The sequence below is a fragment of the Mesorhizobium sp. WSM4906 genome, assembly GCF_029674625.1.
Taxonomy (GTDB): domain Bacteria; phylum Pseudomonadota; class Alphaproteobacteria; order Rhizobiales; family Rhizobiaceae; genus Mesorhizobium.
This window is the reverse complement of sequence record NZ_CP121355.1, coordinates 5654783-5679704: the sequence shown is the minus strand read 5'-3', so window position 1 is coordinate 5679704 and position 24922 is coordinate 5654783. Positions and strand designations below refer to the sequence as shown.

The following is a 24922-nucleotide window of genomic DNA, read 5'->3' as shown; positions in this document are numbered from 1 at the left end:
TCATGCTGCACTTTCGACGTCCAGATCGAGCACCGGACGTGTCTGTCTTGGCTCCACGAGCACGGACGTGAACTCGCGTGCCCGAGCATCTCCGGTGTGTCCGGCCAGGACCAGCGAACAAGCTTGCCTGGCCATGTTGAGCCTGGCGCGCTCCGACTGCCCCAGAAGGATTTCCTTCACATCGTCCGCACTCGCAGCCGTCTGGATCGCTGAGGGTGGAAAGAAGCGCTCAAGGCCGGGCCAGCGGTCGCTTATGATCGGCGTCCTGCACGCCGCGGCTTCGAAAAGCCGCACGCTGGGCGACCAGCCTGCTGCGATCATTGAAGTGCGTGTCAAGTTCAGCGTGTAACGCTGCCTGCTATAGAAGGCTGCGTGGTCGGTAGGCGGCAGGTGCTCAATCCGCTCGACATTGGAAGGCCAAGCGATCTCGGGCGGGTATTGCGAACCGGCGACCACGAACCGTCGCTCCGGCAGCCTTCGCGCCGGCTCAAACAGCAGCGTTTCCAACATCGGCTGCCGGTCCGCACTGTAAGTGCCGAGATAGCCCAGATCCCATACGATCTTGCTTACGGTCCGATGATGCCGCTCGGGGTCGACCGAGCAGTAGAGCGGCTCCGCCCGGCGCGCACCGAATTCGAGCCTCAGGCGATCGAGCGTCGGTCCCCCCGTGAACGAGAAATAGACGTCGAAATAGGGGATCTGCCGTCGCGCGAGATAGTCGCAGTTGTCTTCGGCGACTTTTGCCAGCGTCACCGGCGTGTCGATGTCGTAGAAGCATAATTGCCCGGTGCACAACGACGCCAGATCGTCGATGATCGCCCTGCCTTCGGGTACGAACGAGCCAATGGCCACAACATCGGCAAGTTGAAGCTCTCGCTGATGGTTGCGCCGGAGCTCATCGACCGTGTCGTAATAGCGCAAGTCACAGAAATCGGGGTCGCGCAGATCGCGATGATGCGCATACCAGGGTACATCGCGTTCGAGGAATATGATGCGATGGCCGAGCTTGTTGAGCGCGCGCAGCAGTCCCCGAAACGTTGTTGCATGACCGTTGCCCCAGGAGGAGGATAGCGAAAGGCCTATGAAAACGATGTCGAGCGGGTTCGTCATTCCGCAGCCTCCACGGCTCGACGCTCGAAATGCGCCCTGAAGATGGCGTCAACCAGCTCAGCTCTCAACGTGTAGGTGTGTTCTGCGAGAACCCGAGCGAGTGCCGCCGCGCCAATCGCCTTCGCTTGCTGTGGTGTCAGGGTGCGCATGATCGCGGCGACATCGGCGCCGTCCCGCGCGACCAGGATTTCCTCGCCAGGGGTCAGGAACATCTCTATGCCGGCCCAGGCGTCGGTGATGAGGCACGCGCCCGCGCCGGCCGCCTCGAAGACCCGCGTTGCCGGCGAAAAGCCGTTGCTGGCCATGCTGTCGCGGCTGATGTTCAGCACTGCCTTTGGCGTGACGTTGAACGCGTTGTGATCTCGCGTGCCGACATGGCCGAGCCAGGAAACGTTCGCAGGCAGCGGCTTGTCATCCCAACCCGACCCGCCGAGCAGGAAACGGTGATCGGCCAAGGCGCAAGCGGGTTCGAGAAAGAAGGACTCGACCCGCGCCTCGCGGTCCGGCAGGCGATTACCGAGAAAGGCGAGATCGCAGGCAAAACGCGGATTCCCGGCGACAGGGTGATGTGTTTCGGGATCAAGCGCGTTGTAGATCGGCACGCATGCTGCCGCGCCAAGCGCACGATAATCGCGCACTACGGGATCGCCGCCACCATAGGTCAGCACGAGGCCAATTCTTTTCATCGCCTCGTGGAGAGAGTGATCGGGATCGTTCCGAAGTTCGCCAAGAGTTGCAGGGGCGTCGACGTCCCAGAACACCGTCAGTGCGTCTCTGCGGGAGTGGTCTAGCACGGCGCGCAACAGGGCCTCGTCTTCGAAGCCGACGCCGCTCGCCTTGACGACGATATCGGCCTGCGCGGCGCGGGAGGCAACCTGCATCAGCGCATGCGGAGTGGCTTCGTAGACAACGACGTCGCACCAGTCGGGGATCTCGATATCGCGGTGCTTCTGACGGTCGAAGGCATCCGGCTCATAAAAGACGATGTCGTAGCCGTGCCGGGAAAGCGCCTTCAGCAGGCCCCGATAATAGGTGGCGGCGCCGTTCCAGTAGGATGATAACAGGCTGGATCCGTAAAAGGCGATTTTCATGCGGCAGCCTCCTTTGCTGTCGTGCTGTCGATCGCGGAGCGATTGCCGCACGCGGCGAGTATGTCGAACAGTTCGTTGACGCGGTGCCGGCACGTGTGCCGCACGAAAATGGTTTCCAGCCCGGCGGCCGCCAATGCCTTCGCCAGTCCGGCATCATTCAGCACTTCGCGCAGGCGTTGCCGCATCTCGGCGCCGTCGCGGGCACAGAGGAAATCCTGGCCTGGACGGAACAGCCCTTCGACGTCCGGCCAGGGCGCCGAGATCAAAGGAATGCCGCAAGCCAGCGCCTCGAACATGCGGATCGTCGGAATTCCGGCCAGTTGTTCCCGATAGGGGCGGCGCGGAATGTGCACCGTGACACGATGCTGCGCGAATACCTTCGGGACGTCGGCATTGGCGAGCCAACCCTGGAAGTTGAGACCAGCGTCGGCCAGTGCTGCCCGTGCTTGGGCAGGGTATCGCACGCCGTGAACTGTTCCCGACAGGCTAAGCGCACGCGCCGGCTCGACAAGGAACTCCTGGATTTCCGCGCTGCGTTCGTCATCGCCCCAGTTGCCGACCCAGACTAGATCCGACTCGCGATCGACATCGGGAGAAGGTTTGAACAACCGTTCGTCGGCTGCTTCGTGCCAGGTGAAAACCCGTCCGCCCCAGCCGGCGCGAAGATAGCTCTCCCGCAATGCCTCGCCGAACACCAAGACGCCGTCATAGTATTCAAGACTGAGTGCCGAGATCCACTGCGCGGCCGACACGGCGCGGTGATGCGTGTCGTGGAACAGCAGTGTGAAGTTGCCACCGTTGAGCTTGGCTCGCCCGATACGGGCGACGATGTCTGCATCTGTCCACTCGTGAACGATCACCACATCCGCGTCGGCAAACCATGCCTCGTGATTGAAAGAGGCATCGTAGGTTACCGGGACGAGCTCGGGGAAATCCTTTCGGAAACGTTCGATGGCGAAGGAGCCTTGTTCGGTCATCAGGTTCGAACGGCTCCACCCGTCCGCCGGCTCGAGCGCGAATGCGTGATGCCCGCGTGCGATGAGCTCGCGCATGATGCCGCGCTGGAAATGCGCATTGCCATGGTTCCAGTCGGAAACGACGGAATGGGTGTAGAATACGAACCGCATGGTCAGTGTCCCGCGACGGCCATCGCCGCCTGATCGTAGATTTCGCGCATCGCCGCTGCCTGAGCCGGCAGCGAAAATTGGCGCGCGCGCCGAGTGGCACGCCGGCCGAATTGGCGTCGCAGGTCCGCGTCGCGGGCCAGGCGGGAGATACATTGGGCAAGTGCGTAGGGATCGTGCTTGTCGAAGAACATGGCCGCGCCTTCCCAGATCTCGCGGTAGGTCGCAATGTCGGCGAGCACCAATGGCGTGCCCGACAACGCGGCCTCCAAGGCGGCAAGCCCAAAAGGCTCGTAGATGGATGGCGAAACGAAAATGCCTGCTCGAGCCATCAGCCGACGCGCCTCGGCATGGCCGAGCGGGCCAAGCGAGACGCAATGATCGAGGCAAGCCCGCTGTCCATTCGTTCCCATGAGAGGGCCGGCCGTATAGACCGGCCATTCGGTGATTGCTGCGGCGGCATCGAGCACCTTTGCGTTCTTGCCCTCGTCCCACCAGCGAGCGGCAGCGAGGACGAACGATTCGCGGTTCGATCCCACTGGGCCCGGCAGGGCGCCGTTGTGGACAACGCTCAGGCGAGCGATTGGTCCATAGCAGGCCTCAAGCATGGCGGCATGGCTTTGGCTTGGTGCGACAACCGCCCGGGCACCGTCGAATCCGGCTCTGTTGCGATCCTTCTGCCAGGCCCAATCGGCGCCCACGACTTGGCTGCGCACCGCGTGCAGCCACGTCACGACACAGGAATGGGAGACCACCACGAAAGGGCAGGGCAGATGGATTCTGGCCGCCTGCGCCGGTGCGTTGAAATGAACGAGGTCGGGGGCAAAGGCTGTTGCAAGAGCTTGGAGTTCGTCGGGAAAACGGTCGAGAGCGCTCTCGACGCGCGTCATCCAGTCCAGCGGGGTTTCAAGCCACGCAAGCGTGGCGAAGGATTGTGCTTCCCGAACCTGCTCCGCGGAAGGCCGAGGCCCCAGGCCGGCCAGCATGATGCTGTCGCCACCTGCAGCCAATTCGCGCGCCAGATCGAGTGAATAGCACCAGACCCCACCGATCGCGTCGGTGGTCATCAGGATACGCCTTGGATGATGGGTCAATGGTTGCAGCATGACGACTCCAACTCGGCGAGCGCGCGCGGGCGCTGGTCCTGGATGTCGCTGAATGTCCGGAACGACGCGAGATAATGCTCATGCGCACGCTCCCACGCGAAATCGTCGGGCTCTCCCCATAGTTCGCGGTAGCTCGGTGAACTCGGATAGGGATAGAGCGGCACCGGTTCATTGGCCCAGACGCCGTTGTCGATGAGATGTTTGCGCCAGTAGTCCACCAATCCCGGGTCGTCCTCGACCACGCCGATCAGATTGGCCTGGACGAAAGGAACATGACGACGAGCATCGACCAGCAGCGCGGCCAGTTCCTCGGTGCCCAGCCGGCAGCGTTTGGCCAGCATCTCGCGGCCTTCGACAGTCAGGCTTTCGAGGCCGGCTTCGATCGAGACGCAGCCGGCCTTGCCCAGCAATTCCAGCAGCTCCGGTTTCCAGAGATCGATGCGTGTCTGAACACCGAATTGAACGTCACGGTCGATCAACGCCTGGAGCAGCGCCTTCTGCGGCAGGAAGATCTCGTCGATGAAATAAATGTAGCCGACGCCCTGCGCGATCAGGCCGTCGATCTCGGCGACGACGGCATCATGGTTCCTGCGGCGATAGGCGTCGCGAAAATCGATCTTGGCGCAGAAGCTGCAATTGTAAGGGCAGCCGCGGGACGCCTCGACTTCCGCGCCGGCACCTTTCTGGTTGGCGTCGAACCGATGATGGTGATGAGCGTGGGCAGCGATCCAGTCGAGCGGCCAATGCAGCGCTGGGTGGTCGACAAAGCGGCTGACACTCACCCCTCCGTTGCTGGCCGGCACGCCGCCCTCGATCCGGCTGGTGTGGGAAACGCCGCTCCAATCCCTCTGTCCGGCAAGCTCCACCACTACCTCCTCACATTCGCCACGCACGACGATGTCGACGTCAAGCTTGCGCAATGTAGGGGCGGGCGTTGCCGAACCGTGCGGGCCAACGGCGACGGTGCGGCCGCCGCGCCCGTCGAGATTCCTCAGGAACTCGGCCGGAACTCGCAGTTCCGGCGGCGCGCAGCGCCAAAAGAGGTAGGTCGGCGCAGTCGTCACCACAGTCATGTCAGGCCCAAAGGCCGCCACCCGCTCCGCAAGCGCCGCGTTGTCGAGATCCTGCAACTGCCCATCCAGCATCAGCACCTCGTGGTGCCGTGCTTCGAGCAGGGCTTTGCAGTAACCGAGCTCCAACGGCAGATGCGGCTGGCGACAGCCGAAATAGATGCTGTGCTCATACGTCCAGTGCGGGTTTACCAGTGCGACTTTCATGCGACGTTCCTCGCGGCTTCGGGGCGCGGCGGGAGACGGTGCCGCAGCAGCCAGTTGGCCAATTCGCAGATACCTTCGCGCCATGGAACACGCGCCCGCCAGCCGAGGGCGGTCTCCAGCTTACGGGTGTTGGCAACGAAAAAGGGCTGGTCGCCGGTGCGTTCGACATCGTGGCGGAGCACGATGTCGCGCCCGGTCATGGCCGCGATCTCCGACAGCAGCGCGCGCAGGCTGACGGCGTTATGTGGCCCGCCGCCGAGGTTGAACGCCTGGCCCTTGAGATCGTCGATCTTGGCCAGCACGCCGCGATAGGCGGCAACCGCATCGGACACATGCAGGATGTCGCGCACCTGTTTGCCGTTGCCATAGATTGTGATGCGCCGGCCGTTGAGCGCGCTCAGCAGGAAATGCGCGACCCAGCCTTGGTCCTCGGTGCCGAATTGGCGAGGTCCATAGATGCAGCTCATGCGCAGCACCGCTGTCGGCAGGCTGTAGGACTTCGCATAGTCGAGGACATACTGATCCGCCGCGCCCTTTGAGCAGCCGTATGGCGTGCAGAAATCGAGCCCGATCGTCTCGTCCACGCCATTGGCGCGGATGGCAGCGTCGGCAGGCTCGTAGTGATTATCCGCTTCCCGCACAGCGATCTGGGGCAAGCTGCCATAGACCTTGTTGGTGCTGGCGAAGACCACCGGTGTGCTCCCCTGGCGAGCAGCTTCGAGCACGTTGAACGTGCCGTTCAGATTGATGTCGAGGTCTTCCGTGGGATCGAGCAGGCTCGTGGTTACGGCGGTCTGAGCGGCCAAATGGAAGATCGCCCTGGCCGGCGCCAGCGCCGAAGCCAACTTGCTGCGGTCGCGTATATCGACGGTCTGCACGCTAACAAGGCTGCGGTGTTTCTGCGCCAACCATTCAAGGTTCTGCTTGATGCCGGGACGGCTGAAATTGTCGATGACCAGCACCGATTCGCCATCCGACAACAGGCTGTCGGCCAGATTTGAGCCTATGAACCCGCTGCCGCCGATAACGGCCACGGGGGCGTTGTCGTGATGCGGTCGGCTCATGATACCAACCCCCGTTCTTCAAGCTCGCGCTTCATGTCGCCGCCCCGATCGATGGCGACACTGTTGCGAACCCAAGCCGCGAATTCACCGAGCGAGTTCTCTAGCCTGTGGCTGGGTTCGAAGCCGAGCAGCTCGCGCGCTTTGCCGATGTCGGCGAAGCAGTTTCGGATGTCGCCGGAGCGGGCCTTCTCAAGGATTTCGGGCGGCCGATTCGGAATGCCCATCGCCTCGGCAAGCAGGCGGGCGACATCGCTGATTGTGTAGGATCGACCGCTGCCGATATTGATGGCGTGGCTGGCCGCCTGTCGCTGCTCCAGCGCCAGCCGGAAAGCCCGAGCGACATCGCGCACATGGACGAAGTCGCGTCTTTGCTTGCCGTCCTCGAACACCATCGGTCGTTTGCCATTGGCAAGGCGCGAGGCGAAGTTAGCGAGCACGCCGGTGTAGGGATTGGCGAGCGCCTGTCCGGCGCCGAAGACGTTGAACAGGCGCAAGGCCACGGCATCCACATTGTAGGCCTGGCCGAAGATCAGCACGGCGCGCTCCTGTGCATATTTGGTCAGCGCGTAGATCGAGGCGAGATCGGGCTGCTTCTCCTCGTCGGTGGCGATCGGCGACAGCGTTTCGCCCGTCGGCGACAGCAGATCCCATTGGCCGGCCCGGACGTCGAGCGGCCTGCGACGGGCATCCTCGATGCGCTGGCCGTCCGGGGTCTCGTACAGCCCCTCACCGTAGATACTCATCGACGACGCGACGACGATCCGTTCGACCGGGTTTTTGATCAATGCCTCTAGTAGCGTGGCGGTGCCGAGGTCATTGGTGCCGACATAACGGGCGATCTCGTACATGGATTGGCCGACACCGACCTCGGCGGCGAGGTGGATGACGGCATCAGCATCGGAAACCGCTTCGGCAATCGCGTCTCGATCGCGCACGTCACCCCTTATCAGCTCGGCGCCGGGTGGGATGCTGATGGCTTCGCTGCCGTGCACCTGCTCCAGGAGCGCGTCCAGGATGCGCACGTCATAGCCATGTTCGATAAGTTCCTGGGCGACATGCCGGCCGATAAAACCGCAACCCCCCGTAACCAATACACGTTTCACGAGAACTCCTTGCGGACTTGGCGTTGGGCTACCGAACTGCGGTACAAAAGGTTTGTTCCCTGCTTCAACAAAGTTCCCCACGCAACCGGAGACCACCGCGCTGGCGCACACCTTGGAACATTGCCTTCGGCGAGCTGTTAGGACCGCATCGATCCCGCAGCGAGAAAGGCAAAGCCATGTCCCAAGCGAAGACGACGACCAATCACGACGAAATACGCAAATGGGTTGAGGAAAGGGCCGGCCAACCTGCTGTGGTTCGCACGAAAGGCGAGGGCGGCATCCTGCGCATCGACTTCGGCGAACCGGAGGAAGCGCTTGAATCGATCGAGTGGGATGAGTTCTTCCGGATATTCGACGAGAACGACCTCGCCTTTCTCCATCAGGACGAAGCTGGCGGCGGAGGAAAGAGCCGTTTCAACAAATTCGTCGAGCGCAGCCGGAGCTCTTGACCTCGCATCGGCTGCGCTGATCTGCCACGGCGAGTCACAGAGACGGTTGATCTCCTCATGCCGTTCATCCAGTCGGATGCGCGCGAGTCGGTGAGGTTGCAAATCCTAGGCATCATCCACGAGCACATCTTTGACGAGGCCGAGATTGGACCGGGAGATCCAGCGGGCGAGAAATGAGAGAGGTTGCTGCTCAAATCTTCCTGCGGTGGAGTGGGCTTGGCAGGCCGGGCACCTTGCCCTCTTTGATAAGGGGACAACCGATGAATATGCCCCTTCTTTGGACTCCTGCATTAAGGACTTTAGGTCTAGCTAATGAAAGCCCGCCGCCACTCGGGAGAGATTGGCGACGGGCTGTCCTGAGATCTGAAGGAGCGGCTACATCCTACCAGGAGAGAATGGACTGCTGCATACCAACGTGTCGCCACAGCCACGGTTCCCGACAATTTTACCGATTGTCGCCGGCGTTGCCAGACGCTGCAGCCGAGCCGCCATTGCCTGATGCGTTATTCGTCGTCTGCCTCCAACAACTCGCGCGCTGCAGCCGATGTGCGCTCACCGCCTTTCTTGTCGATCTTCCGCGCGGTCACGGTCGTTCCAGAAGTGAATCATTGTTGTCCAACTTGCTCGGCGGGCCGTTGTTCCGAACGCCAGCACGCAACAAGGATCGAAGTTTCTATCCTTCGTCGCCGTGCAACTCCTTGTCCTTTGTTTCGCGCAACAGCCGCACGATCGCGTCGACCGGAGAAGGGTCAGCCGACCGTTGGACTTTCCGTCGCCATAGATGACGAAGGAGCTTTTTCACTATTGACATTAAAATCACCTTTCCTCAGCCACCAAAGTCGCAAGATGATACTTCGCTGTTTGAGCGCCACGTCCTTTTGGCGAGCCACCCGCATAAACTACCCGAGCAGTGCAGCGAGCAGGAACGCGGCGGCCGCCAAGATCACGAGCGCCGCAATCACCAGCACAGGTCCCTTCGTTCCAGGCTGAAGGCCTGACGCATTCTCCGGGCGCCGCATCGCGTTGGCGAAGCTCGCCTGGTTTGTGAATCTCGGTTCATGCTGCGTAGCGGGACCAGCCGTATTGGCGGCGTCGCCGGCCTCGGCATCCGTTTCCTGAGGCGCGGCTGCCGGATCGAACCCAGGCGTCTTGTCTCCAGTCATGCCTGCCTGGATTTGGCCTCGATCCTCCGCAGGTGTTCGCTTGCTCGTCATCGGAAGCTCTCCTTCCTAACCAAACAACTGTGCGGCTTCGCTGTTCCAATGGCGGTCTGAGAGCCAACGAAAGTGCTGTCGCGTAGGAACTCGATTTCTAGCTTATCTGCCAGTTTGCGGGCGACCATCTTAAGCGCGGCCGGAACCATTTGGATGAGCCCGCTTTAACCTTGATGATATAAAGATGACGAGCGGCGATGCAGGTTCTTGGAACCGAAATACATGCTGAACCGGAAGGTATGATGGTCGAATTTCTCGGCGAGGGCGGCGAAAAGATTGCAGTTACGATAGTCGTATCCAACCGGCGCCCAGCGCTTGATGGAGCCGCGCTTATCGCCCGAGCCAGAGAGATGATGGTCCAGTGTACGGTCTTCGATAATACCGATGACCGATCGGTGAGGAACAGCAGCCGCCGCGACCTCGGCGAGCCTGCCTTACCGGCCAGGACCGAGGGTGCATTCACGGTCGAATATCGCGACAACGGCAGCGTGCGGCGGCTCCAGGGCGTGGAACTGGCGAGCCTTGAGGCTGCGCATGACGAGGCGCTGCGGTCGGCAATCGATCTGCTCGATGACACTGCCGTAGGCGGGCAGGAGGGCTGGGCCGTCGGGATTCCGGACGGAAGCGGCAAGATAGTGTCATCGGTCGACTTCGATGAGGCAAGGCGTGAAAAGGCGGCGGCGGAATGAGGACCGGGCTGCATAGCTGAAGAAAGGACAAAGGATGCTTCCCTTCCTCTCGCTGAACGCGATGGCCGCTCCCAGAGGCGACGGGCTGCACCCCAAGCTTGCCCGCCTGCTCAGGACACGGCTTGCTTCGGCCGCGTCTGGAGTGGTTGTGCTCCGCCAGGCCCGGGATGGCGCCCCGATTCAGGCCGGCCCTAATCCGGTAGGCAAGGCCGATGAAGCGTCGCAACAGGGTGTACTCCGTTTCTGCGCCCGGCAAACCCTCGAAGCTCGGCGTCGGAAGGGTTAGAGATTGCCCGCTCCGCGACCGCGAGTCGGCCGCACGTCCACCTTCATGGAACCGGCCGGTCTTTGTTTTGTTAGGGCCGCAGGAAGCAGTGAACGCTAAGGAGGGCGACATGAGCGCGCCCTTGGCACTGATCGTGGAAGACGAATATCTGATCGCTTCGGACGTGGCGAATGGACTAATGGACGGCGGCTTCGACGTCGCCTGCGTGGCCTCGGAGCGAGCAGCCGAAACCTGGCTGGCCGACCATCGGCCGGATTTGGCCATTATCGATATACAGCTGCTGGACGGCCAGCGAGGCATTGCCGCCAACCGTCTCAAAGCGCTGAATGTGCCCTTCATCGTGCATTCGGGCTATGACCCTGAATTCCAGGCGCCCGCCTTTCACGACGCGCCATATCTGCCGAAGCCGACGTCGATCCAGGATCTGGTCACGCTCGCAATTCAGATGATTGAAGGTCAACCCCGAACTTAAATCCATTCGAATCTCCGTACGCGCCATCGATGACGCAAGTGCCGCCGTAGCCCAAGGCGCGACATAAATTGCGACATCTCGGGAACATTGAAGAAGACTGCTAGTTCGTGTCGATGCAGGCATTTGCTGCACGGTAGCTGTGGGAGATCGGTGGCAACGTCGATCCGGCCGCGCCGCAGTCCCTTTGAGCGGTGCGGACTAGAACCGCAGAGATGAACAGGAGCCGATCATGAAGCACCAGACGCTCAACGAGCTACACTCCGTCGCGGGTATCAGTCCTTTCGCGCCAGCACCGCTCACAACAAGAGCACAGCGGCTGGAGCGCTGGGCGGAACTGCTTGACCAGAATCCCTTACGCTGTCTCGCAGCGCTCGTCGGTACGGAGCACCTTTATCCAGGAGTCCGGGCCGAAGCGCGGGCGGCCGGATCCCCGCTTACTGTCGCATTCGAGGACCCGCTGCTGCGCGCCTCCGGCCTACAATCGGACACTTACGGCGAAGCGAAGAGCTTTTTCCAACTTTCGGATTGGGAATTGCATGAAATCGTTTGCAGCTGCCATGCCGGCGCCACCATGCAAGCCAGTTGGGCTGCCGGGCGCGTCCGCCGGATCGCCGTCGGCAACCGGATTTTGGCTTGGCTGCGAAGCCGCTTCGTGCGTTGACTGTCCAAAAGATATCGATAGGCGATCGCCCACCGCCGTCGCCAGCGGTGCTTCGACCTTAATGCCGCAAACTGATCCCGGCAGCGGTGTTTTCAATTGTGCCGCAAGCCCGATGAGGACGGTTCCGATTGCTGATCGACCTTGTCATCGTGGGGTCGACTAGTCTCCGAAGCAGTCCAGTGTGCGAGCTCGCAGCCTTAGACCATTTATCTACAAGACAGGCACGCAATGACGCCAGCATGAGAGCTCATGAAAAAAAGCGAATGGGTCAGAGACGGAGCGCAGCTCAATGCTGAGCGATCCTGTGGTGGTGATTCTGATGTATTTCGTACTGCCTGTCTGGCTGATTGCTGGATTTGCCGATTGGCTCTGCCATCGGGCGACGCATATCGAATCGACGACTGGAGCCAAGGAATCCCTGATCCATCTGCTGATGTTCGTCGAAGTCGGCATTCCTTTGCTCGCCGCGATGTTCTTGGAGGTTAATGCCTTGATCATCGCCGTGATGATGATCGTTTTTCTCGTCCATGAAGCGACCGCCATATGGGACGTTCGTTACGCGACCACCGCGTGCACGGTAAGCCCGGTCGAACAGCACGTTCACAGTTTCCTCGAGATGATCCCGCTGATGGGGCTGGTCAGCGTGGTTTCGTTGCACTGGGGCCAATTCCTGGCGCTGTTCGGATTTGGGCCAGAGAGGGCTCGCTTCGGCCTCGCCTGGAAGGAGCAGCAACTGCCCGTGGCATATATTGCAACGGTGATGACCGTGATTCTGCTGTTCGAACTGCTTCCTTATGTGGAGGAGTTTTTCAGAGGCCTGCGGGCCAACTCCGGCCGGCTGGTTCCTCCTAAAGCTAGGCGAAACAAAGCAGGTGAGACGGCAACACGCTGAGGAAGTCGCGGTCGCATTGAGGCCGGCATCAACCGCTCTGGTTGATCGAGTGGGGCGAAGGCTGCTGGCCGGGCGCGTGTCTGGAGTCACGAGCCACCCAAGCCCAGACGGCTATCAGTACAAGCACGACTGCTACGGCTGTAGCCCATGCAACGATCCGCGACATCGGAGGTCCTTCCGTTTGAGGGCCGCTAGCCACCCGGCTTGTTTGGGTCCGAGGCTGCGCCGACAGTCGGATCGGGTACAACGGGACCTCGCTCGGCTTCCGAGCCTTCAGATTCGATCTCCTGAACCGCCTGATCCCAATGCTCCTGTTGCCGCCCTTCCGGTCGTCCCTCCCGCTCCCAGATTTCGTGGGCGCGACGTCTGATGCGTTCTTCCCTGTCCATAGCTGCTTGCTCCACGCGCCTGACCCGCCGCTTACTGGCGCCTAATTGAGAAGCTACGTGTTTGTTCCATCGGATACGACTGGGTACAGATCGCCCCGCCGAGGAACGCTCTTGCGATGATCTTGTTATCCTTCAGATCACCCGGAGGAAGCCATGAGCAAGGAAGATAATCGCCGCGAGACCGGTGCCAGGAAGTACCCGCCTAACTCCGATCCAGACCCTTCAGACCAGTTTTCGCAGGACGCGGCCAACAACGAAAAGCCGCAGGATCGATTTGGCCTCACCCGCAAGCAGGGCGAGGTGGAAGACGAGACCTTGCAGTCCGAAAGCCAAAATCCGCCGGGGCGGGCTACACCCAGTCCGGCCACCGAAAAAAGTTCCGGAGCCGGCCCAGCGGTCGCCGAGCGTTCGAAGGATGCAAAAGCGCCCAAGGGCGGCCGCCAGCAGGGCGCTTATGTGAAAAAATCGTAGTGCTCGCCTGCCGCATTACTTATTCGTCCGCACCTTTTGCCGCGGGTTGATTCCGCCGGTATCGGTGGTGTCGTTCTCGACGTCGCCTTCGACCGTGTTCTCGCCTCGCTCCAGTTCGTCGCCTTCCTTGAAGGTGCCCTTGGACGTTCCGATGCCGGGGTCGCTGCCGATATCGGCGTCGCTAGGTTTTTTCGATTTCGGGTGTTGGTTTTTGATCATGGCCGTTCCTCGCTGCACATGCTTGACGAACCGGGAGATGCGCCGAAGGTTCCGCAGCGGCCCGAAGTCGGACGCATCCATTGAGCTGGACGCCGAAGGGTAGGCCTCTGGGACGCCCTTCGCAGTATGCTCCGGCCCGAGTCGAGCATGTTCATCCTCAGCAAAAATTTGGAATCGCAAGCGGCTGCGGCAACCTCATTTCTCGGCCTCCATCATCGTCTTGGCAGGCTCCCGCGCGACGTTCTCCTCAATTCGCTCGCGCCCCGGGGTCTTTGGCAGCGCCTTGCGGAAATTCTTGGCGTAATCGGGCGGCATCTTCGGCGGCATCATCGGCTCATATGCATCGACGAGCGCCTGGATGACGACCGGCCCATCGGCGGCGAAGGCTTGCTCGAGAATGCGCTCGACCTCGTCGGCCCGCTCGATGCTGAAACCTTTGCCACCCATCGCCTCGGCGGCTTTGGCAAAGTCGATCGGCTGCAATTCGCAGCCGAATTGCGGATTACCGAGAAACATCATCTGCTCCCAGGCGATCTGGTTCAGCATGTTGTTCTTGATGACCAGCAGCTTTAGCGGAATGCCATAGCGCACGGCTGTCGAGAACTCACCGAGCTGCATGGCAAAGCCGCCGTCCCCCACTATTGCAGCGATCGGCCTGCCGGGAAATGCAATGCCGGCGGCTATCGCGTAGCTCAGGCCGCAGGCCATGGACGCCAGCGCGCCGGAGACGCCGAAGGCCTGGCCGTCGTGGAGGTCGACATGGCGCGCGGCAAGTTCGGTATTCTGACCGGAGTCGGCAGCCAATATCGTGTTGTCGGCCAGCCGTTCGCCGAATGCGCGGGCGATCAGTTGCGGTTTAAGCGGATGGCCTTCGCCGTCCTCGGACTGACGCATCATCGCCCGCCATTCCTGCATCGCGGTTCGCGCCGCGGCGAGGAAAGCGCCGTCGGCCTTCGGCGTGAGCCTGCGGTTAAGTGCACGAAGCGTTTCCGCTGCATCTCCAACCAGGCCGGCCTCGACAGGGAACCGCAAACCGATACGCTGCGCGTCGCAGTCTATCTGAACGCCGCGCGCCTGCCCCGGCTTCGGATAATATTCGATGTAAGGAAACGTCGAGCCGACGATGAGAACGGCATCGCAGGTTTCCATTGCTTCCTGCGACGGCAAGGTCCCCAGGATGCCGATGCCGCCAGTGGTGTAGGGGTGGTCGTCCGGGAGCACGGCTTTGCCGAGCAGCGCCTTGATGATCGGCGCCTGCAGCAGTCCTGCGGTTTCCTCGAGCTCGGACGCGGCTCCCATCGCGCCGCGTCCCGCGAGGATGGCCACGCGCTTAGCGCCGTTCAGGATGGCTGCTGCCTTGTTCAATTCCTCTTCGTCGGCGACGCAATGAGGAACGAACATGTCTTGCGGCGTATGCGCCGGGCGGTTGCGCTTTGAACGCTTGGCCGCTTCGGAAGGCTGCTGCTGGATATCGCTGGCGATCGAAAGATGGGCGACACCCCTTCGGGCAAGCGCGGTGCGGCAGGCAAGGCTTGCCACGTTCTCCATATGCGCCGCATCCGAAACCTGGACGTTGTAGACGGCGACATCATTGAAGACACGGGTGAGGTCGACATCCTGCTGCGTGAATGTCTCGATGAGATCATGGAACTGCATCCCGGTAATTGCGAGCACTGGAGCCTGATCCAACTTGGCGTCATAGAGCCCGGTCAGAAGGTGGGCACCGCCGGGTCCGGACGTCGCAAGGCATACGCCAAGCTTTCCGGTCCATTTGGCATAGGCGCAGGCCATGAACGCAGCGGATTCCTCATGACGCACCTGGATAAAGGAAATTCGGTCCTGCTTTTTCCGCAGCGCCTCCATGATGCCGTTGATGCCGTCGCCAGGCAGGCCGAATATGACCCCGACGTTCCAATCAATTAGAGTATCGACGAGAATTTCCGCTGCATTTGGCATGGCAAGGCTCCGCTGAATGCCCCCGAACCAGCAGGTCGGCAGTTGGTTCCCTTAGTCACGCAACCCTGCGATCGGCGTTTGGAACAATCCGTCCGCATTGGGTTGTGCTGCGTGGCAAAGCCGTATCGTATGGCAGTCCGAGGCTTCGCGAGCATTTCATGAATAGGCTTTCCTTCTGCGACACACCGCTTCTGCGGGTTGCCTATCTAGCCGGTGGCCCAGAGGACGGTCCGCCCGTCCTGCTTCTTCATGGTTGGCCGGATGACGCAACCACCTTTGCGGATGTAGCACCGGTTCTTCAGGTCGCCGGGTTCCGCACCTTCGCACCCTGGCTGCGTGGATTCGGGCAAACCGCTTTCCATTCCAAGGAGACGATGCGCTCCGGCGAGATCGCTGCGATGGCGCAGGACGCGCTCGATCTGGCTGACGCGCTGGGCATCAGACGCTTCGCTGTCGTCGGTCACGATTGGGGTGCCCGGATTGCTTATTTGCTGGCCTCGGTTTTTCCCGAGAGGATCACATGTTGCGCGGCGATGTCGTTGGGATGGCAGCCCGGCGCAGCCGCGACGCCGCCCTTGGAACAGGCAAGGGCATTTTGGTACCAGTGGTTCATGGCGACGAACCGCGGCGAGGAAATTGTCCGCCAGGACGGTCGCGCGTTCGCACGCTTCCAGTGGGAGAGCTGGAGCCCTCCCGGATGGTTTGACGACGTGCTTTTCGACAAGGTGGCGATATCCTTCGAAAATCCTGACTGGGCCGACGTGACGCTGCATTCCTACCGCGTCCGGTGGGGTGAGGCGGAGCCTGATCCGCGCTACGCAGAACTGGCCCGCAGACAGATCGCCGCTAAGACCATCTCGGTGCCGACGCTGACACTCCATGGCGAGGACGATCATGTTGTACTCGCCAAAAGTTCGGAAGGTAAAGAGCGCCATTTTATCGCCGGCTATGACCGTCGGCTTCTCCCTGGCGTCGGTCATTTCCCAGCGCGTGAGGCACCAAGGCAGGTAGGCGAAATGCTAGAGGAGTTTTTGATTGCTTCGAGCCAATAATGCTCGAGAGAATAGGTGCCCGCCAAAGGTCCGAACCTCCGAATAGCCGTGATATCCGGGCTCATCTCGAGCCCGCCGTGACCCATTGTTGCCTGCCGCAACAGGGCTTAAACGACCCGCCGGGAACGAGCCAACCCGACACGGATTGAGTCTTACTCGCTGACGAGGAGAGCGGCGGGAATGGGTTCAAGATCGGAAAGGATTCGCTATGAGCGAGCCATTGAAAACCACAAATCACGAGGTGATCCGGGCGTGGATTGAAGCCCGCGGAGGCAGACCTGCGGTCGCGCGGACTGCAGGACAGGGCGCGATGCTGCGTGTGGACTTCGGTGAGCGCGAAGACGATCTGGAACCCGTCGGATGGGAAGAGTTCTTCACCATTCTGGACGATAACGAGCTTGCCTTCCTGCATCAGGATATAACCCCGGAGGGTGTCCCTAGCCGTTTCAACAAATTCGTCGAGCGCGGATGACCGAACGGCCAGGCGCTGAGGCGAACGCACTCGCTCCCCTGAAGCTCATTGATTGCCTGGCGTTTTGTTGCTGTCTTGCGGGTTCTTGTTTATGCCGGCCGCCGGAGAAGTATCTTGCGGCGCGTTACCACCCTGGTTCTGCTCGGGCGTGCGCTTCAGCGGTGCCGTAGGCCAGCCTCGTTCGACGTAGATAAACGCCCCGTAGCACGCCAGCAGGACCACGACAGTCAGTATGAGGGGCCACAGCACTCGTTTCGCCGACCCTATTTGCTCTGCTGGCGGTAATCGCCGGCCGCCGGGTCAAATCGTGTCCAGCCGTCTGCTTGGTATTCGTTCCGTCGCGCGGTGACATCCACGGATCTGGAGTCGTTGAGGATCGCTTGTGCCTGCGGAGCGAGGTCGTCCTCGACGCGAGCCGTGACTAGCGTGCCGCCGCGGCGAACGCCTTCGGCATAAACATGGGCATCGCGTTCCGACACATCGGCACCATCCATAAGGCTGCCGATGATGCCGCCGGCCGCTCCACCCACGACGGCTCCGGCGGCCGCGCCCGCGGCGGTCGCCGCCAGCCAACCGGCCGCGGCAACTGGGCCGACGCCAGGTATCGCCATGGCGCCGAGACCGGTCGCCAAGCCACCGGCGCCCCCCACGACCGCCCCGATGCCGGCTCCGCTGGCCGCATCTTCCGCCGCAGTGGAATGCCGGCCATCGGCATTGTTTGCGATGATGCTGAGATTGGATGTCGGCACGCCCATGGATTCCAGTTCCCCCACGGCATCGGCGGCATCGTCATAATCGTCGAACAGCGCGGTGATCGTTTGCATCTTGGTGACTCCTGTAATGATTACTGCTGGCCGGCAAAGACGTTGCCCTGATAGTCGAGCGCGACGGAGATGCTCTTGCCGTCCTTCTTCGCCTGACCGCGCCAGATGCCCTGGCCGTCCTTGGCGAGTGACGAGATGTCGGTGTAGCCGGCGTCTTGGATGCGGTTTTTTGCCTGGGATTCGGTGAAGCTGTTGGCGCCCGGAACCGGCGCAGGCGGCTTGGGTGTCGATGCCGACTTGACCGCCGGCATGGCTGCATTCGCTGCCGCGATCTTCTCGATCATATCCTGGTGCATCTTTAGGGTCGGCAGAGTTTCCGCCGCGAACGCCTTAAGACGGGGGTTGTCGCCATCCTTGGCATAGGACTGGAAGAGATTGACCGCATCGGCGTGCGCACTGCGCTGCATCTCGACGTAAGGTTGGTCAAAACCTGTCGTGGTGTTCTGCAGTTTTTCCACGTCGCCTTTACGCGCGGCGTCGAGCTCAGCCGGCACCTGCAGCTTCTGCTCCGTGGCGAGCTTTTTCAGCTTCTCATTCGCTGCGCCATGATCGGCAACCATTTTCTCAGCAAAATTCTTGACCTGCCGGTCCTTGGCCCTGTCCTGGGCGAGCTTGCTCGAATCCACCTCGAACAATCCGCCGACGGCGGCCTTGTTGACAAAGGTCTGCGCGTTGTCGGCAGCGGCTGCCGGAAAAGCCAGCGAGACTATGGCAAAGGCCACCAGCCCAAGAAGTGTCCGCGCGTTCATGATTGAAGCTCCTCTCTCGATGGACTGGAGCCGAACAACCGTCTCACGGCTTTGTTCCAATGGCAGCCGCGCGCAGTTCGCGCGTCGACTGCCGGGAGGAGTAAGCGATGGTCGAGCGGCGCAAGCGTCCGGACCGTAGGGAGAAGCTTGAGAGCACCGGCCACGCTCGACCGTTATAAAAGACAGATCCTGAATATCGGTCAGCTCTTCGCGATAACGTGACAACGTTACAGTTGGATAGTCCCTTGTCCGGGGGAACATGCGTTGGCGATCGAAGTTAGCTCTTGATGGCGAAAGCCCCATTCTCAGCGCTCCGTACGATAGCCGGGAATGCCTCTTCCGCCGAGAGCAGGATCAACTGCCGAGGCGTCGCGCCTTGATAACGACCTACTTCCTTTCGCTTTCGGCTTCGGCCTGCGAACGGCTCGGCCCATAACTTCGGAATGCACTCGATCCTATGGAGGTTCTTGGGATCGATGCGTGCGCAATCGTGGAGCATGTGTCATGACACTGGATACGCAACGCAAGATAGTCGACATAATCGCCGACGGGCTGATCCGGCACGACGTCGAGTTCATTCTGGGACAAAGCGTTCCGACCGCGCTGGCGCTCGCCTGTGAAGACCGTGGTATCCGCAACATCACGTATCGCCAGGAGAATACGGGCGGGGCGATCGCGGACGGTTACGCTCGCGTCTCCTGCCGAGTGCCGGTGATGATCTGCCAAAACGGACCGGCCGCGACGCTCGCCGTCGCCCCCTTCGGCGAAGCCATGAAGGCGGGCACGCCCATTGTCGCCATTATGCAGGAAGTGGACCGTGCGCACATCGGCAAGAACGCTTTTCAGGAATATGATCATAGAGCGCTGTTCGGCCCGGTTACCAAGTGGTTTCACCTCTTGGAGAGTGTGGACGGGGTCGAGGATCATCTCGATCGAGCTTTCATTGCGGCCGCCAGCGGCAAACCCGGACCCGCGGTGCTGATGTTGCCCACCGATCTGCACGAGGCCCGTGGTGGCAAGCCGGGGCGGCGCGAATTGCGGCTCGGGAATTCGCCGCTCGATCGGCCGCGCCCTGACGACCGCATGATCGCCGAAGCGGCGGCACTCATCGACAATGCCCGATTTCCCGTGGTGATCGCCGGTGGTGGGGTGCACGGTTCAGGCGCGGGCGAGGCGCTGCTCCGCTTCGCCGAGAAAGCCGCCGCGCCGGTCGCCACGACGAACATGGGAAAGGGCGCGATTCCCGAGACGCATCCGCTCGCCATGGGCGTGATAGGCAACCTCACTGGCCCGGGTGGGCTTGGGAGCCAAACCAAGCCACTCGTACAGCAATCGGACCTTGTGCTGCTGGTCGGCAATCGCACCAATGAGGACGGCACCGACCGCTGGTCGCTTATCTCTGGAAGCGCACGGGTGCTCCATATCGACATCGATCCGCAGGAGATCGGCCGCAACTACGAAGCGGTGCGGCTCGTCGGAGACGCTCGCGCAACTCTTGATGCGCTCACAGATGCGCTCGGCGGCCACACCCGAGATCGTGACTCCATCGAGCGTCGTGTGGCAGGTTCTTGGGAAGCATTCGAGCGTGAACGTGCGCCCTTCCTGGCCGACGCTGAGCCGATCCGTGCGGAACGCGTCCTCGCGGCGATACAGAAGCGACTAGGGCCCCAGACTGTGGTGGCGGCGGATGCCAGCTACTCGTCGAACTGGGTTGCCGGTCAGCTTCGCACACGCCGTCCGACGACGCGGGTAATCTCGCCACGCGGACTTGCCGGCCTCGGGTGGGGTCTGCCGCTCGCGCTAGGCGCCAAATTGGCGCGTCCCGATGCGGACGTCTTTTGCGTCGTTGGCGATGGCGGCTTCGCCCATGCTTGGGCGGAGATCGAAACGGCCGTGCGAATCGGAATCAAGGTGACCGTCGTGGTGCTCAACAACGGCGTTCTCGGTTATCAGAAGGATGCCGAAACGGCCAAGTTCGGCCGCTACACCGCAGCCGGGCATCTCAGTAGCGTAGACCACGCCGCCATCGCGCGCGCCTGCGGCGCTTATGGTGTGCGCGTTGAACGAGCGCGCGACCTTGAAACCGCCTTCGATTGCGCGGCGAAGTCGGAGACCGTGGCACTGCTCGATGTGTTGACGGATCCCGGCGGACATCCGCCGATCGCGCTCTACGATGGGATCTTGGACCGTCTGGAGAACGGACGCGTCGTCCAGGAGCCCGTGCCATAGAGGCATGCGCCTACAAGATCTGTCTTTGATTGGCGCATCCGAGCTCGGTGGCGTCCAGGAAAGCCGCTGGTACCGAAACGCGCCGCTGGTGCAGCCAGCTACAGCTCTGCCGTGTCCGGAGCTTGCGCTCATTCCGGTGACACCCAGCCGCAGAGTTTGCCAGCGTCGGCCGCGCCGGCATGGAACAAAAATGGCAACGCACTATTCGACTTCAGATGTACGAGACGTTTGGATGGCTGGCAAGCAAGGCGCCCCTTATCTCCGCGTTTGCCAGCATAGGCATGCTTGTGATCTGGTCCATCTATCTGCACATCTTCTGGCGAAGTCACCAGCGACGAAGAACGCCCAAACTGTTGATCAACTGGGGTGAAGGGCGGGAGCTATCGGCGCGATGCTTCGTCACCAACATGAGCGAAGGCGCGGTCTTTATTCAAAGCGTGATGGTCGATCTGGGAGCACCGCTCGGCCGACATCGGATATTCATCTCAGACGCCGAAGATCTCAGGAATTCCAAGCGACCGTCTGGCTGGAAATACACGACGCGCCAGGGCCCGCTTGGCACCGGAGAACTCATCGACATGGGAAGCTTCGAAGGCATTCTTGACTACGCGCTCCATGAAGAGACCGGTGACGAGAACTTCGGCGGAGCAAGCTTGAGCCAGAAAATCCATCAGTTCGAAATTACGATCATTGGAATGTACGGTTCGGAGGACACTTTGATTGGAGCGTCACGCCGGTTTGAGATCGTCCACAACCGCGGCAGAGCCTGCTTGCGATCCGCGACCGTGGAGACGCACCAAATAGTGTCATCCCGAGAGCGAAAACAGCTGGCCAGGGAACTTGCAGCCTGTGAGTGGCATCGACAGTAGAGCTATCGGTCGGTCAAGGTCGCAGCTCGCCTGAGCGCATGTAGGCAACCTGGAGATTGGAACGTTTGTCGGCCTCACCGGTTAGCCAAAGACCGGCAACGAAGCTCCAAGAGTATCGTCAAATCAGGAAGGGGCGGCCATGTTCGGAACCGATTTATGGACGTTCGCGGTGATTGGCGGACCGGTCATACTTTTGCTTGTGATTGTCTACGCGCTTGCCGCCCGCCGCAATAAGCGTCCGGTCGAACGGCGCGAGAGCGACCGGGCGACCGAGCGCCTGTATCGCGAGCAAAAGGACTAGTGCGTCAGAATAGCTGTCTGCCAAGCCACTGTTTTACGCAATTCGGAGGGGGCGAGCACAGCGCCCTTTCTGATTTTCGGCATTGGTGGGGCTTGCCGAGTCATCTCGCACATCTCCGACGGAGGAACACGACAGGGCTGCCGACTGTTATCGAACCAGGCGGACAAGGTCCGAAATCGGAGCAGCGGTTCATGACCAATGACGAGATGCAGGGTCTGCCGGCATCGCTTCCCGTGATTGATGCGAAAGCCGAGCCGACGTTGAAAAGCGCCGAGGCGGAAGCTTTCTACACGCATGCAATCCGTGAGCTCGCTGCCACCGACATTCCCTTCCTCGTCGCGGGAACCTACGCCGTGAGTGCCTATACCGGCGTCGCTCGCCAAACCAAGGACTTGGACATCTTTTGCAAGGCGGGGGACTGCGCACGCATACTCGCTCATTTCAAGGATCTCGGCCATGCGGTCGAGATCCGGGATGATCGGTGGCTTGGCAAGGTCTTCGAGGGAAAGCACTTTTTCGACGTGATCTTCGCGTCGGCAAGCAGCACGATGCAAGTCGGGGACCAGTGGCTGGAGCATGCCCGTCAGGTCGAGCTTCTGGGTAGCCGGGTGAGGATCATCGGCCCGACGGAGCTCATCTGGTCGAAATGCTTCATCCAGGACAGAGGCCGCCACGACGGAGCCGACATCGCCCACACCATCCTCAAGGCGCATGATCAGATCGACTGGCAAAGGCTGCTTTCCTATCTCGATATCCATTGGGAAGTGCTGCTCATGCAATTGCTCAGCTTCCGATGGATTTATCCCAGCGAGCGGGATCGCGTTCCCGACTGGCTGCTTGACGAACTGCTCGCCCGCCTTGCGCGACAAAGGCAGTTGCCGTCACCCAGAATGAAGATCTGCCGCGGCCGGCTGCTGTCGCAGGTCGACTATGAGATCGACGTCAAGGAATGGGGGTTTGCCGGCGTCGGCGGTGTTGGAGAAATGCGCGATGCCTGAGCGAACTCAACCGGCGAAACCGAACGACAACGGGCTCATCAAGGTCGCCGCCATGGGCGACCTGCATGTCCAGGAGGATGCCCAGACCTCCTACCGCGACCTCTTCGGCGAGATATCGCGCGAAGCCGACGTCCTGGTTCTTCCAGGCGACCTCACCAATCTCGGAAAACCGCGTGAGGCGGAACTTCTCGCCGAGGATCTGCGCGCGTGCTCGATTCCCGTTGTCGCGGTTCTCGGCAACCATGACTACGAATCCGGCTGTGTCGAGCAGATCGCTGGAACGCTCCGACAGGCGGGGATCCATCTTCTCGATGGCAAGGCAGTAGAACTGAACGATGTCGGCTTCGTCGGCGTGAAGGGTTTTGTCGGGGGGTTCGGTCCAAGGATGCTCGGCTCCTTCGGCGAGCCGGCCATCAAGGCCATGGTGGCAGAGAGCGTCAACGAGGCAATGCGGCTCGAGAATGCCATGCGGCAGGTCCGCGCCAAGCGCACGCTCGTCGTCCTCCACTACGCCCCGGTGCTGGAGACCGTGGCGGGAGAGCCGCCGGAAATTTTTCCGTTCCTCGGCTCCTCGCGCCTGGCCGAAACGATCGATCGCTTCAAGGTGAGCGCCGTGGTGCACGGGCATGCCCATCGCGGTTCGTACGAAGGGCAGACCCCCGGCGGGGCAAGGGTCTACAACGTCGCCATGCATGTTGCGAAGCCGACAGGCCGTCCCTACGCGCTGCTCGAAATCTAAGCCACAGCGTCGCGGACTGGGTGTGGGGTTTCGGAACCATGCTTGTGGACATGAGTTGTGCCGGATATCAACGGAATTAGCTTCGATGCCCCATCCCAGACAACCCGATCCGGATCGCGATACGCCGATGCCCGCCCCAAGTTGGAAGCCGGAGCCGGTAAAGGAGCCGGATCCGGATGAACTGCCCGGCGAGGCGCCGCGACCCAATCCGGACGAAAATGACGCCCCGCCGGTGCGTGCTAAGCGTGGCCGGACGGCGGAGTGAGGTCGATGGCAGCGCCGCGCGCCGTCTGGAAAGGCTTCATGAAGGTCGGTTCGGTCTCCTGTGGCGTCAAGATCGTTGCCGCCACCAGCGAGACGTCGAAAATCCATTTCAGGATATTGAACCGGAAGGACGGCCTGCCGGTGAAAAGTGCCTATGTCGATGAGGAGACCGGCGAAACGGTGGAAGCCGAGGGCCAGGTCAAAGGTCTCGAGACCGGCAAGAACGAATTTATTCAGATCGAGCCCGACGAGATCAAGGCGCTGAAACTGACCTCCCAACATACGTTAGAGATCGACGAGTTCGTGCCGGTCTCCGAGATCGACACGCGCTATCTCGAAAAGCCTTATTACCTCATCCCTGCGGACAAAGCCTCAGCCGAGGCGTTCAACGTCCTTCGAGAAGCCATGAAGAACAAACGGGTGGCGGCGCGATCCTGTGTCGTCCTCTTCCAGCGTGGCCGCGAGGTTATCATCCAGCCATTCGGCAAGGGCATGCTTCTCACCGAGCTGCGGAATCACAATGAAATGGTTTCGGAAGCAACCGTATTCGAAGGGCTGAAGAAGCAGGGCTACGACCCGGATCTGCTCGAGATCGCCAGCCTGTTGATCGACAAGAAAGCGACCAAGTTCGATCCTTCGAAGTTCGAGGACACATATGAAGATGCCTTGATCGCCATGATCGATGCCAAGCGCAAAGGCAAGAAGCTGCCCAAGGCCGCGCCGACGCCGCGTGAGAATGTCATCGATCTGGCCGACGTCCTGCGCAAAAGTCTTGCCAAGGAGGGCATCACGGCAAAATCGGGCAAGCAGAAAAAGCGCAAGTCGGCTTGAGGTCGGGAAAGCCGCCGTGCG

At 61.3% G+C, this 24922-nt stretch carries 28 protein-coding genes; 15 read left to right on the top strand and 13 right to left on the bottom strand.

All coding sequences use genetic code 11. The annotated features are described in order from the left end of the window. Genes QAZ22_RS27605 through QAZ22_RS27575 form a run of 7 tightly spaced genes read right to left on the bottom strand, consistent with a single transcriptional unit; the run spans position 1 to position 7875 of the window. Positions 1-1110, bottom strand: a complete 1110-nt coding sequence (locus tag QAZ22_RS27605) for a glycosyltransferase (RefSeq protein WP_278203967.1) — start codon at positions 1108-1110, stop codon at positions 1-3. Beyond that, the gene (locus QAZ22_RS27600; protein ID WP_278207962.1) at positions 1107-2201 is read right to left on the bottom strand and encodes a glycosyltransferase; all 1095 of its coding nucleotides are present in this window, start codon (positions 2199-2201) and stop codon (positions 1107-1109) included. The genes QAZ22_RS27605 and QAZ22_RS27600 overlap by 4 nt, the downstream gene beginning before the upstream one ends. Further along, positions 2198-3328, bottom strand: a complete 1131-nt coding sequence (locus QAZ22_RS27595; RefSeq protein ID WP_278207961.1) for a glycosyltransferase — start codon at positions 3326-3328, stop codon at positions 2198-2200. The genes QAZ22_RS27600 and QAZ22_RS27595 overlap by 4 nt, the downstream gene beginning before the upstream one ends. A gap of 2 nt (positions 3329-3330) precedes the next feature. Continuing rightward, the gene (locus QAZ22_RS27590; RefSeq protein WP_278203966.1) at positions 3331-4392 is read right to left on the bottom strand and encodes a glycosyltransferase family 4 protein; all 1062 of its coding nucleotides are present in this window, start codon (positions 4390-4392) and stop codon (positions 3331-3333) included. A gap of 23 nt (positions 4393-4415) precedes the next feature. Then, positions 4416-5708, bottom strand: coding sequence for a TIGR04295 family B12-binding domain-containing radical SAM protein (locus QAZ22_RS27585; RefSeq protein WP_278207960.1), 1293 nt, complete (start codon positions 5706-5708; stop codon positions 4416-4418). Further along, positions 5705-6772 (bottom strand): NAD-dependent epimerase/dehydratase family protein, encoded by a 1068-nt coding sequence (locus tag QAZ22_RS27580; RefSeq protein WP_278203965.1) that lies wholly within the window; start codon positions 6770-6772, stop codon positions 5705-5707. The genes QAZ22_RS27585 and QAZ22_RS27580 overlap by 4 nt, the downstream gene beginning before the upstream one ends. Further along, positions 6769-7875, bottom strand: a complete 1107-nt coding sequence (locus QAZ22_RS27575) for an SDR family NAD(P)-dependent oxidoreductase (RefSeq protein ID WP_278207959.1) — start codon at positions 7873-7875, stop codon at positions 6769-6771. Before QAZ22_RS27575 ends, QAZ22_RS27580 begins: the two co-directional genes overlap by 4 nt. A gap of 176 nt (positions 7876-8051) precedes the next feature. Here QAZ22_RS27575 and QAZ22_RS27570 point away from each other — a divergent pair, with 176 nt between their 5' ends. After that, the gene (locus QAZ22_RS27570) at positions 8052-8324 is read left to right on the top strand and encodes a hypothetical protein (RefSeq protein WP_278203963.1); all 273 of its coding nucleotides are present in this window, start codon (positions 8052-8054) and stop codon (positions 8322-8324) included. An 899-nt stretch (positions 8325-9223) separates the two neighbouring features. On the opposite strand, the gene QAZ22_RS27565 is transcribed toward QAZ22_RS27570, so the two are convergent. After that, the gene (locus tag QAZ22_RS27565; RefSeq protein ID WP_278203961.1) at positions 9224-9538 is read right to left on the bottom strand and encodes a hypothetical protein; all 315 of its coding nucleotides are present in this window, start codon (positions 9536-9538) and stop codon (positions 9224-9226) included. A 242-nt stretch (positions 9539-9780) separates the two neighbouring features. On the opposite strand from QAZ22_RS27565, the gene QAZ22_RS27560 reads away from it, so the two are divergent. The 4 genes from QAZ22_RS27560 to QAZ22_RS27545 all read left to right on the top strand — a co-directional run bounded on the left by QAZ22_RS27560 (position 9781) and on the right by QAZ22_RS27545 (position 12538). Beyond that, complete coding sequence (locus QAZ22_RS27560) at positions 9781-10227, top strand: hypothetical protein (RefSeq protein ID WP_278203960.1); 447 nt, start codon at positions 9781-9783, stop codon at positions 10225-10227. Positions 10228-10622: 395 nt separating this feature from the next. Next, positions 10623-10985, top strand: coding sequence for a response regulator (locus QAZ22_RS27555; protein ID WP_278203958.1), 363 nt, complete (start codon positions 10623-10625; stop codon positions 10983-10985). A gap of 229 nt (positions 10986-11214) precedes the next feature. Next, on the top strand, positions 11215-11646 hold the full coding sequence (locus tag QAZ22_RS27550) for a hypothetical protein (protein WP_278203956.1): 432 nt from the start codon (positions 11215-11217) through the stop codon (positions 11644-11646). Positions 11647-11935: 289 nt separating this feature from the next. Beyond that, positions 11936-12538, top strand: a complete 603-nt coding sequence (locus QAZ22_RS27545; RefSeq protein WP_278203955.1) for a diguanylate cyclase — start codon at positions 11936-11938, stop codon at positions 12536-12538. Between the two features lie 191 nt (positions 12539-12729). Here the strand turns inward: QAZ22_RS27545 and QAZ22_RS27540 are convergent, their stop codons facing one another. Beyond that, complete coding sequence (locus tag QAZ22_RS27540) at positions 12730-12927, bottom strand: DUF2934 domain-containing protein (protein WP_278203954.1); 198 nt, start codon at positions 12925-12927, stop codon at positions 12730-12732. Positions 12928-13080: 153 nt separating this feature from the next. Between QAZ22_RS27540 and QAZ22_RS27535 the strand changes: the two genes are divergently transcribed. Beyond that, positions 13081-13398, top strand: coding sequence for a hypothetical protein (locus tag QAZ22_RS27535; protein ID WP_278203953.1), 318 nt, complete (start codon positions 13081-13083; stop codon positions 13396-13398). 15 nt (positions 13399-13413) lie between these two features. Here the strand turns inward: QAZ22_RS27535 and QAZ22_RS27530 are convergent, their stop codons facing one another. Continuing rightward, positions 13414-13617: a hypothetical protein gene (locus QAZ22_RS27530; RefSeq protein ID WP_278207958.1), complete on the bottom strand. Its 204-nt coding sequence runs from the start codon at positions 13615-13617 to the stop codon at positions 13414-13416. Positions 13618-13812: 195 nt separating this feature from the next. Then, a complete protein-coding gene (locus QAZ22_RS27525) occupies positions 13813-15573 on the bottom strand; it encodes a thiamine pyrophosphate-dependent enzyme (protein WP_278203952.1) in 1761 nt (586 codons plus the stop codon). A gap of 158 nt (positions 15574-15731) precedes the next feature. On the opposite strand from QAZ22_RS27525, the gene QAZ22_RS27520 reads away from it, so the two are divergent. Next, positions 15732-16625 (top strand): alpha/beta hydrolase, encoded by an 894-nt coding sequence (locus tag QAZ22_RS27520; protein WP_278203950.1) that lies wholly within the window; start codon positions 15732-15734, stop codon positions 16623-16625. 208 nt (positions 16626-16833) lie between these two features. Then, on the top strand, positions 16834-17097 hold the full coding sequence (locus QAZ22_RS27515; RefSeq protein WP_278203948.1) for a hypothetical protein: 264 nt from the start codon (positions 16834-16836) through the stop codon (positions 17095-17097). A gap of 263 nt (positions 17098-17360) precedes the next feature. On the opposite strand, the gene QAZ22_RS27510 is transcribed toward QAZ22_RS27515, so the two are convergent. Then, positions 17361-17921, bottom strand: a complete 561-nt coding sequence (locus tag QAZ22_RS27510; RefSeq protein WP_278203940.1) for a hypothetical protein — start codon at positions 17919-17921, stop codon at positions 17361-17363. Positions 17922-17941: 20 nt separating this feature from the next. Continuing rightward, entirely contained in the window at positions 17942-18973 is a 1032-nt protein-coding gene (locus QAZ22_RS27505; protein ID WP_347566928.1) for a DUF4142 domain-containing protein, read from the bottom strand. A 201-nt stretch (positions 18974-19174) separates the two neighbouring features. Between QAZ22_RS27505 and QAZ22_RS27500 the strand changes: the two genes are divergently transcribed. The 7 genes from QAZ22_RS27500 (at position 19175) to QAZ22_RS27470 (ending at position 24901) form a co-directional block, all read left to right on the top strand. After that, entirely contained in the window at positions 19175-20899 is a 1725-nt protein-coding gene (locus tag QAZ22_RS27500; protein ID WP_278203939.1) for an acetolactate synthase catalytic subunit, read from the top strand. Between the two features lie 179 nt (positions 20900-21078). After that, entirely contained in the window at positions 21079-21768 is a 690-nt protein-coding gene (locus tag QAZ22_RS27495) for a hypothetical protein (RefSeq protein WP_278203937.1), read from the top strand. A 139-nt stretch (positions 21769-21907) separates the two neighbouring features. Continuing rightward, complete coding sequence (locus tag QAZ22_RS27490; protein ID WP_278203936.1) at positions 21908-22069, top strand: hypothetical protein; 162 nt, start codon at positions 21908-21910, stop codon at positions 22067-22069. A 191-nt stretch (positions 22070-22260) separates the two neighbouring features. Continuing rightward, the gene (locus QAZ22_RS27485; RefSeq protein WP_278203935.1) at positions 22261-23067 is read left to right on the top strand and encodes a hypothetical protein; all 807 of its coding nucleotides are present in this window, start codon (positions 22261-22263) and stop codon (positions 23065-23067) included. After that, positions 23060-23806, top strand: coding sequence for a metallophosphoesterase (locus tag QAZ22_RS27480; protein ID WP_278203933.1), 747 nt, complete (start codon positions 23060-23062; stop codon positions 23804-23806). Before QAZ22_RS27485 ends, QAZ22_RS27480 begins: the two co-directional genes overlap by 8 nt. 85 nt (positions 23807-23891) lie before the next feature. After that, on the top strand, positions 23892-24071 hold the full coding sequence (locus QAZ22_RS27475) for a hypothetical protein (RefSeq protein ID WP_278203931.1): 180 nt from the start codon (positions 23892-23894) through the stop codon (positions 24069-24071). Positions 24072-24076: 5 nt separating this feature from the next. Next, positions 24077-24901 carry a Ku protein gene (locus QAZ22_RS27470; protein WP_278203930.1) on the top strand — a complete coding sequence of 275 codons (825 nt, stop codon included), beginning with the start codon at positions 24077-24079 and terminating at the stop codon, positions 24899-24901. Positions 24902-24922: the final 21 nt, after the last annotated feature.

Bases quoted from the DNA above. Each gene is read 5' to 3' on its own strand.
- QAZ22_RS27605 (WP_278203967.1), bottom strand. From the start codon at position 1,110: ATGACGAACCCGCTCGACATCGTTTTCATAGGCCTTTCGCTATCCTCC.
- QAZ22_RS27600 (WP_278207962.1), bottom strand. From the start codon at position 2,201: ATGAAAATCGCCTTTTACGGATCCAGCCTGTTATCATCCTACTGGAAC.
- QAZ22_RS27595 (WP_278207961.1), bottom strand. From the start codon at position 3,328: ATGCGGTTCGTATTCTACACCCATTCCGTCGTTTCCGACTGGAACCAT.
- QAZ22_RS27590 (WP_278203966.1), bottom strand. From the start codon at position 4,392: ATGACCACCGACGCGATCGGTGGGGTCTGGTGCTATTCACTCGATCTG.
- QAZ22_RS27585 (WP_278207960.1), bottom strand. From the start codon at position 5,708: ATGAAAGTCGCACTGGTAAACCCGCACTGGACGTATGAGCACAGCATC.
- QAZ22_RS27580 (WP_278203965.1), bottom strand. From the start codon at position 6,772: ATGAGCCGACCGCATCACGACAACGCCCCCGTGGCCGTTATCGGCGGC.
- QAZ22_RS27570 (WP_278203963.1), top strand. From the start codon at position 8,052: ATGTCCCAAGCGAAGACGACGACCAATCACGACGAAATACGCAAATGG.
- QAZ22_RS27565 (WP_278203961.1), bottom strand. From the start codon at position 9,538: ATGACGAGCAAGCGAACACCTGCGGAGGATCGAGGCCAAATCCAGGCA.
- QAZ22_RS27560 (WP_278203960.1), top strand. From the start codon at position 9,781: ATGGTCGAATTTCTCGGCGAGGGCGGCGAAAAGATTGCAGTTACGATA.
- QAZ22_RS27555 (WP_278203958.1), top strand. From the start codon at position 10,623: ATGAGCGCGCCCTTGGCACTGATCGTGGAAGACGAATATCTGATCGCT.
- QAZ22_RS27550 (WP_278203956.1), top strand. From the start codon at position 11,215: ATGAAGCACCAGACGCTCAACGAGCTACACTCCGTCGCGGGTATCAGT.
- QAZ22_RS27545 (WP_278203955.1), top strand. From the start codon at position 11,936: ATGCTGAGCGATCCTGTGGTGGTGATTCTGATGTATTTCGTACTGCCT.
- QAZ22_RS27540 (WP_278203954.1), bottom strand. From the start codon at position 12,927: ATGGACAGGGAAGAACGCATCAGACGTCGCGCCCACGAAATCTGGGAG.
- QAZ22_RS27535 (WP_278203953.1), top strand. From the start codon at position 13,081: ATGAGCAAGGAAGATAATCGCCGCGAGACCGGTGCCAGGAAGTACCCG.
- QAZ22_RS27530 (WP_278207958.1), bottom strand. From the start codon at position 13,617: ATGATCAAAAACCAACACCCGAAATCGAAAAAACCTAGCGACGCCGAT.
- QAZ22_RS27525 (WP_278203952.1), bottom strand. From the start codon at position 15,573: ATGCCAAATGCAGCGGAAATTCTCGTCGATACTCTAATTGATTGGAAC.
- QAZ22_RS27520 (WP_278203950.1), top strand. From the start codon at position 15,732: ATGAATAGGCTTTCCTTCTGCGACACACCGCTTCTGCGGGTTGCCTAT.
- QAZ22_RS27515 (WP_278203948.1), top strand. From the start codon at position 16,834: ATGAGCGAGCCATTGAAAACCACAAATCACGAGGTGATCCGGGCGTGG.
- QAZ22_RS27510 (WP_278203940.1), bottom strand. From the start codon at position 17,921: ATGCAAACGATCACCGCGCTGTTCGACGATTATGACGATGCCGCCGAT.
- QAZ22_RS27505 (WP_347566928.1), bottom strand. From the start codon at position 18,973: ATGGGGCTTTCGCCATCAAGAGCTAACTTCGATCGCCAACGCATGTTC.
- QAZ22_RS27500 (WP_278203939.1), top strand. From the start codon at position 19,175: ATGACACTGGATACGCAACGCAAGATAGTCGACATAATCGCCGACGGG.
- QAZ22_RS27495 (WP_278203937.1), top strand. From the start codon at position 21,079: ATGGAACAAAAATGGCAACGCACTATTCGACTTCAGATGTACGAGACG.
- QAZ22_RS27490 (WP_278203936.1), top strand. From the start codon at position 21,908: ATGTTCGGAACCGATTTATGGACGTTCGCGGTGATTGGCGGACCGGTC.
- QAZ22_RS27485 (WP_278203935.1), top strand. From the start codon at position 22,261: ATGACCAATGACGAGATGCAGGGTCTGCCGGCATCGCTTCCCGTGATT.
- QAZ22_RS27480 (WP_278203933.1), top strand. From the start codon at position 23,060: ATGCCTGAGCGAACTCAACCGGCGAAACCGAACGACAACGGGCTCATC.
- QAZ22_RS27475 (WP_278203931.1), top strand. From the start codon at position 23,892: ATGCCCCATCCCAGACAACCCGATCCGGATCGCGATACGCCGATGCCC.
- QAZ22_RS27470 (WP_278203930.1), top strand. From the start codon at position 24,077: ATGGCAGCGCCGCGCGCCGTCTGGAAAGGCTTCATGAAGGTCGGTTCG.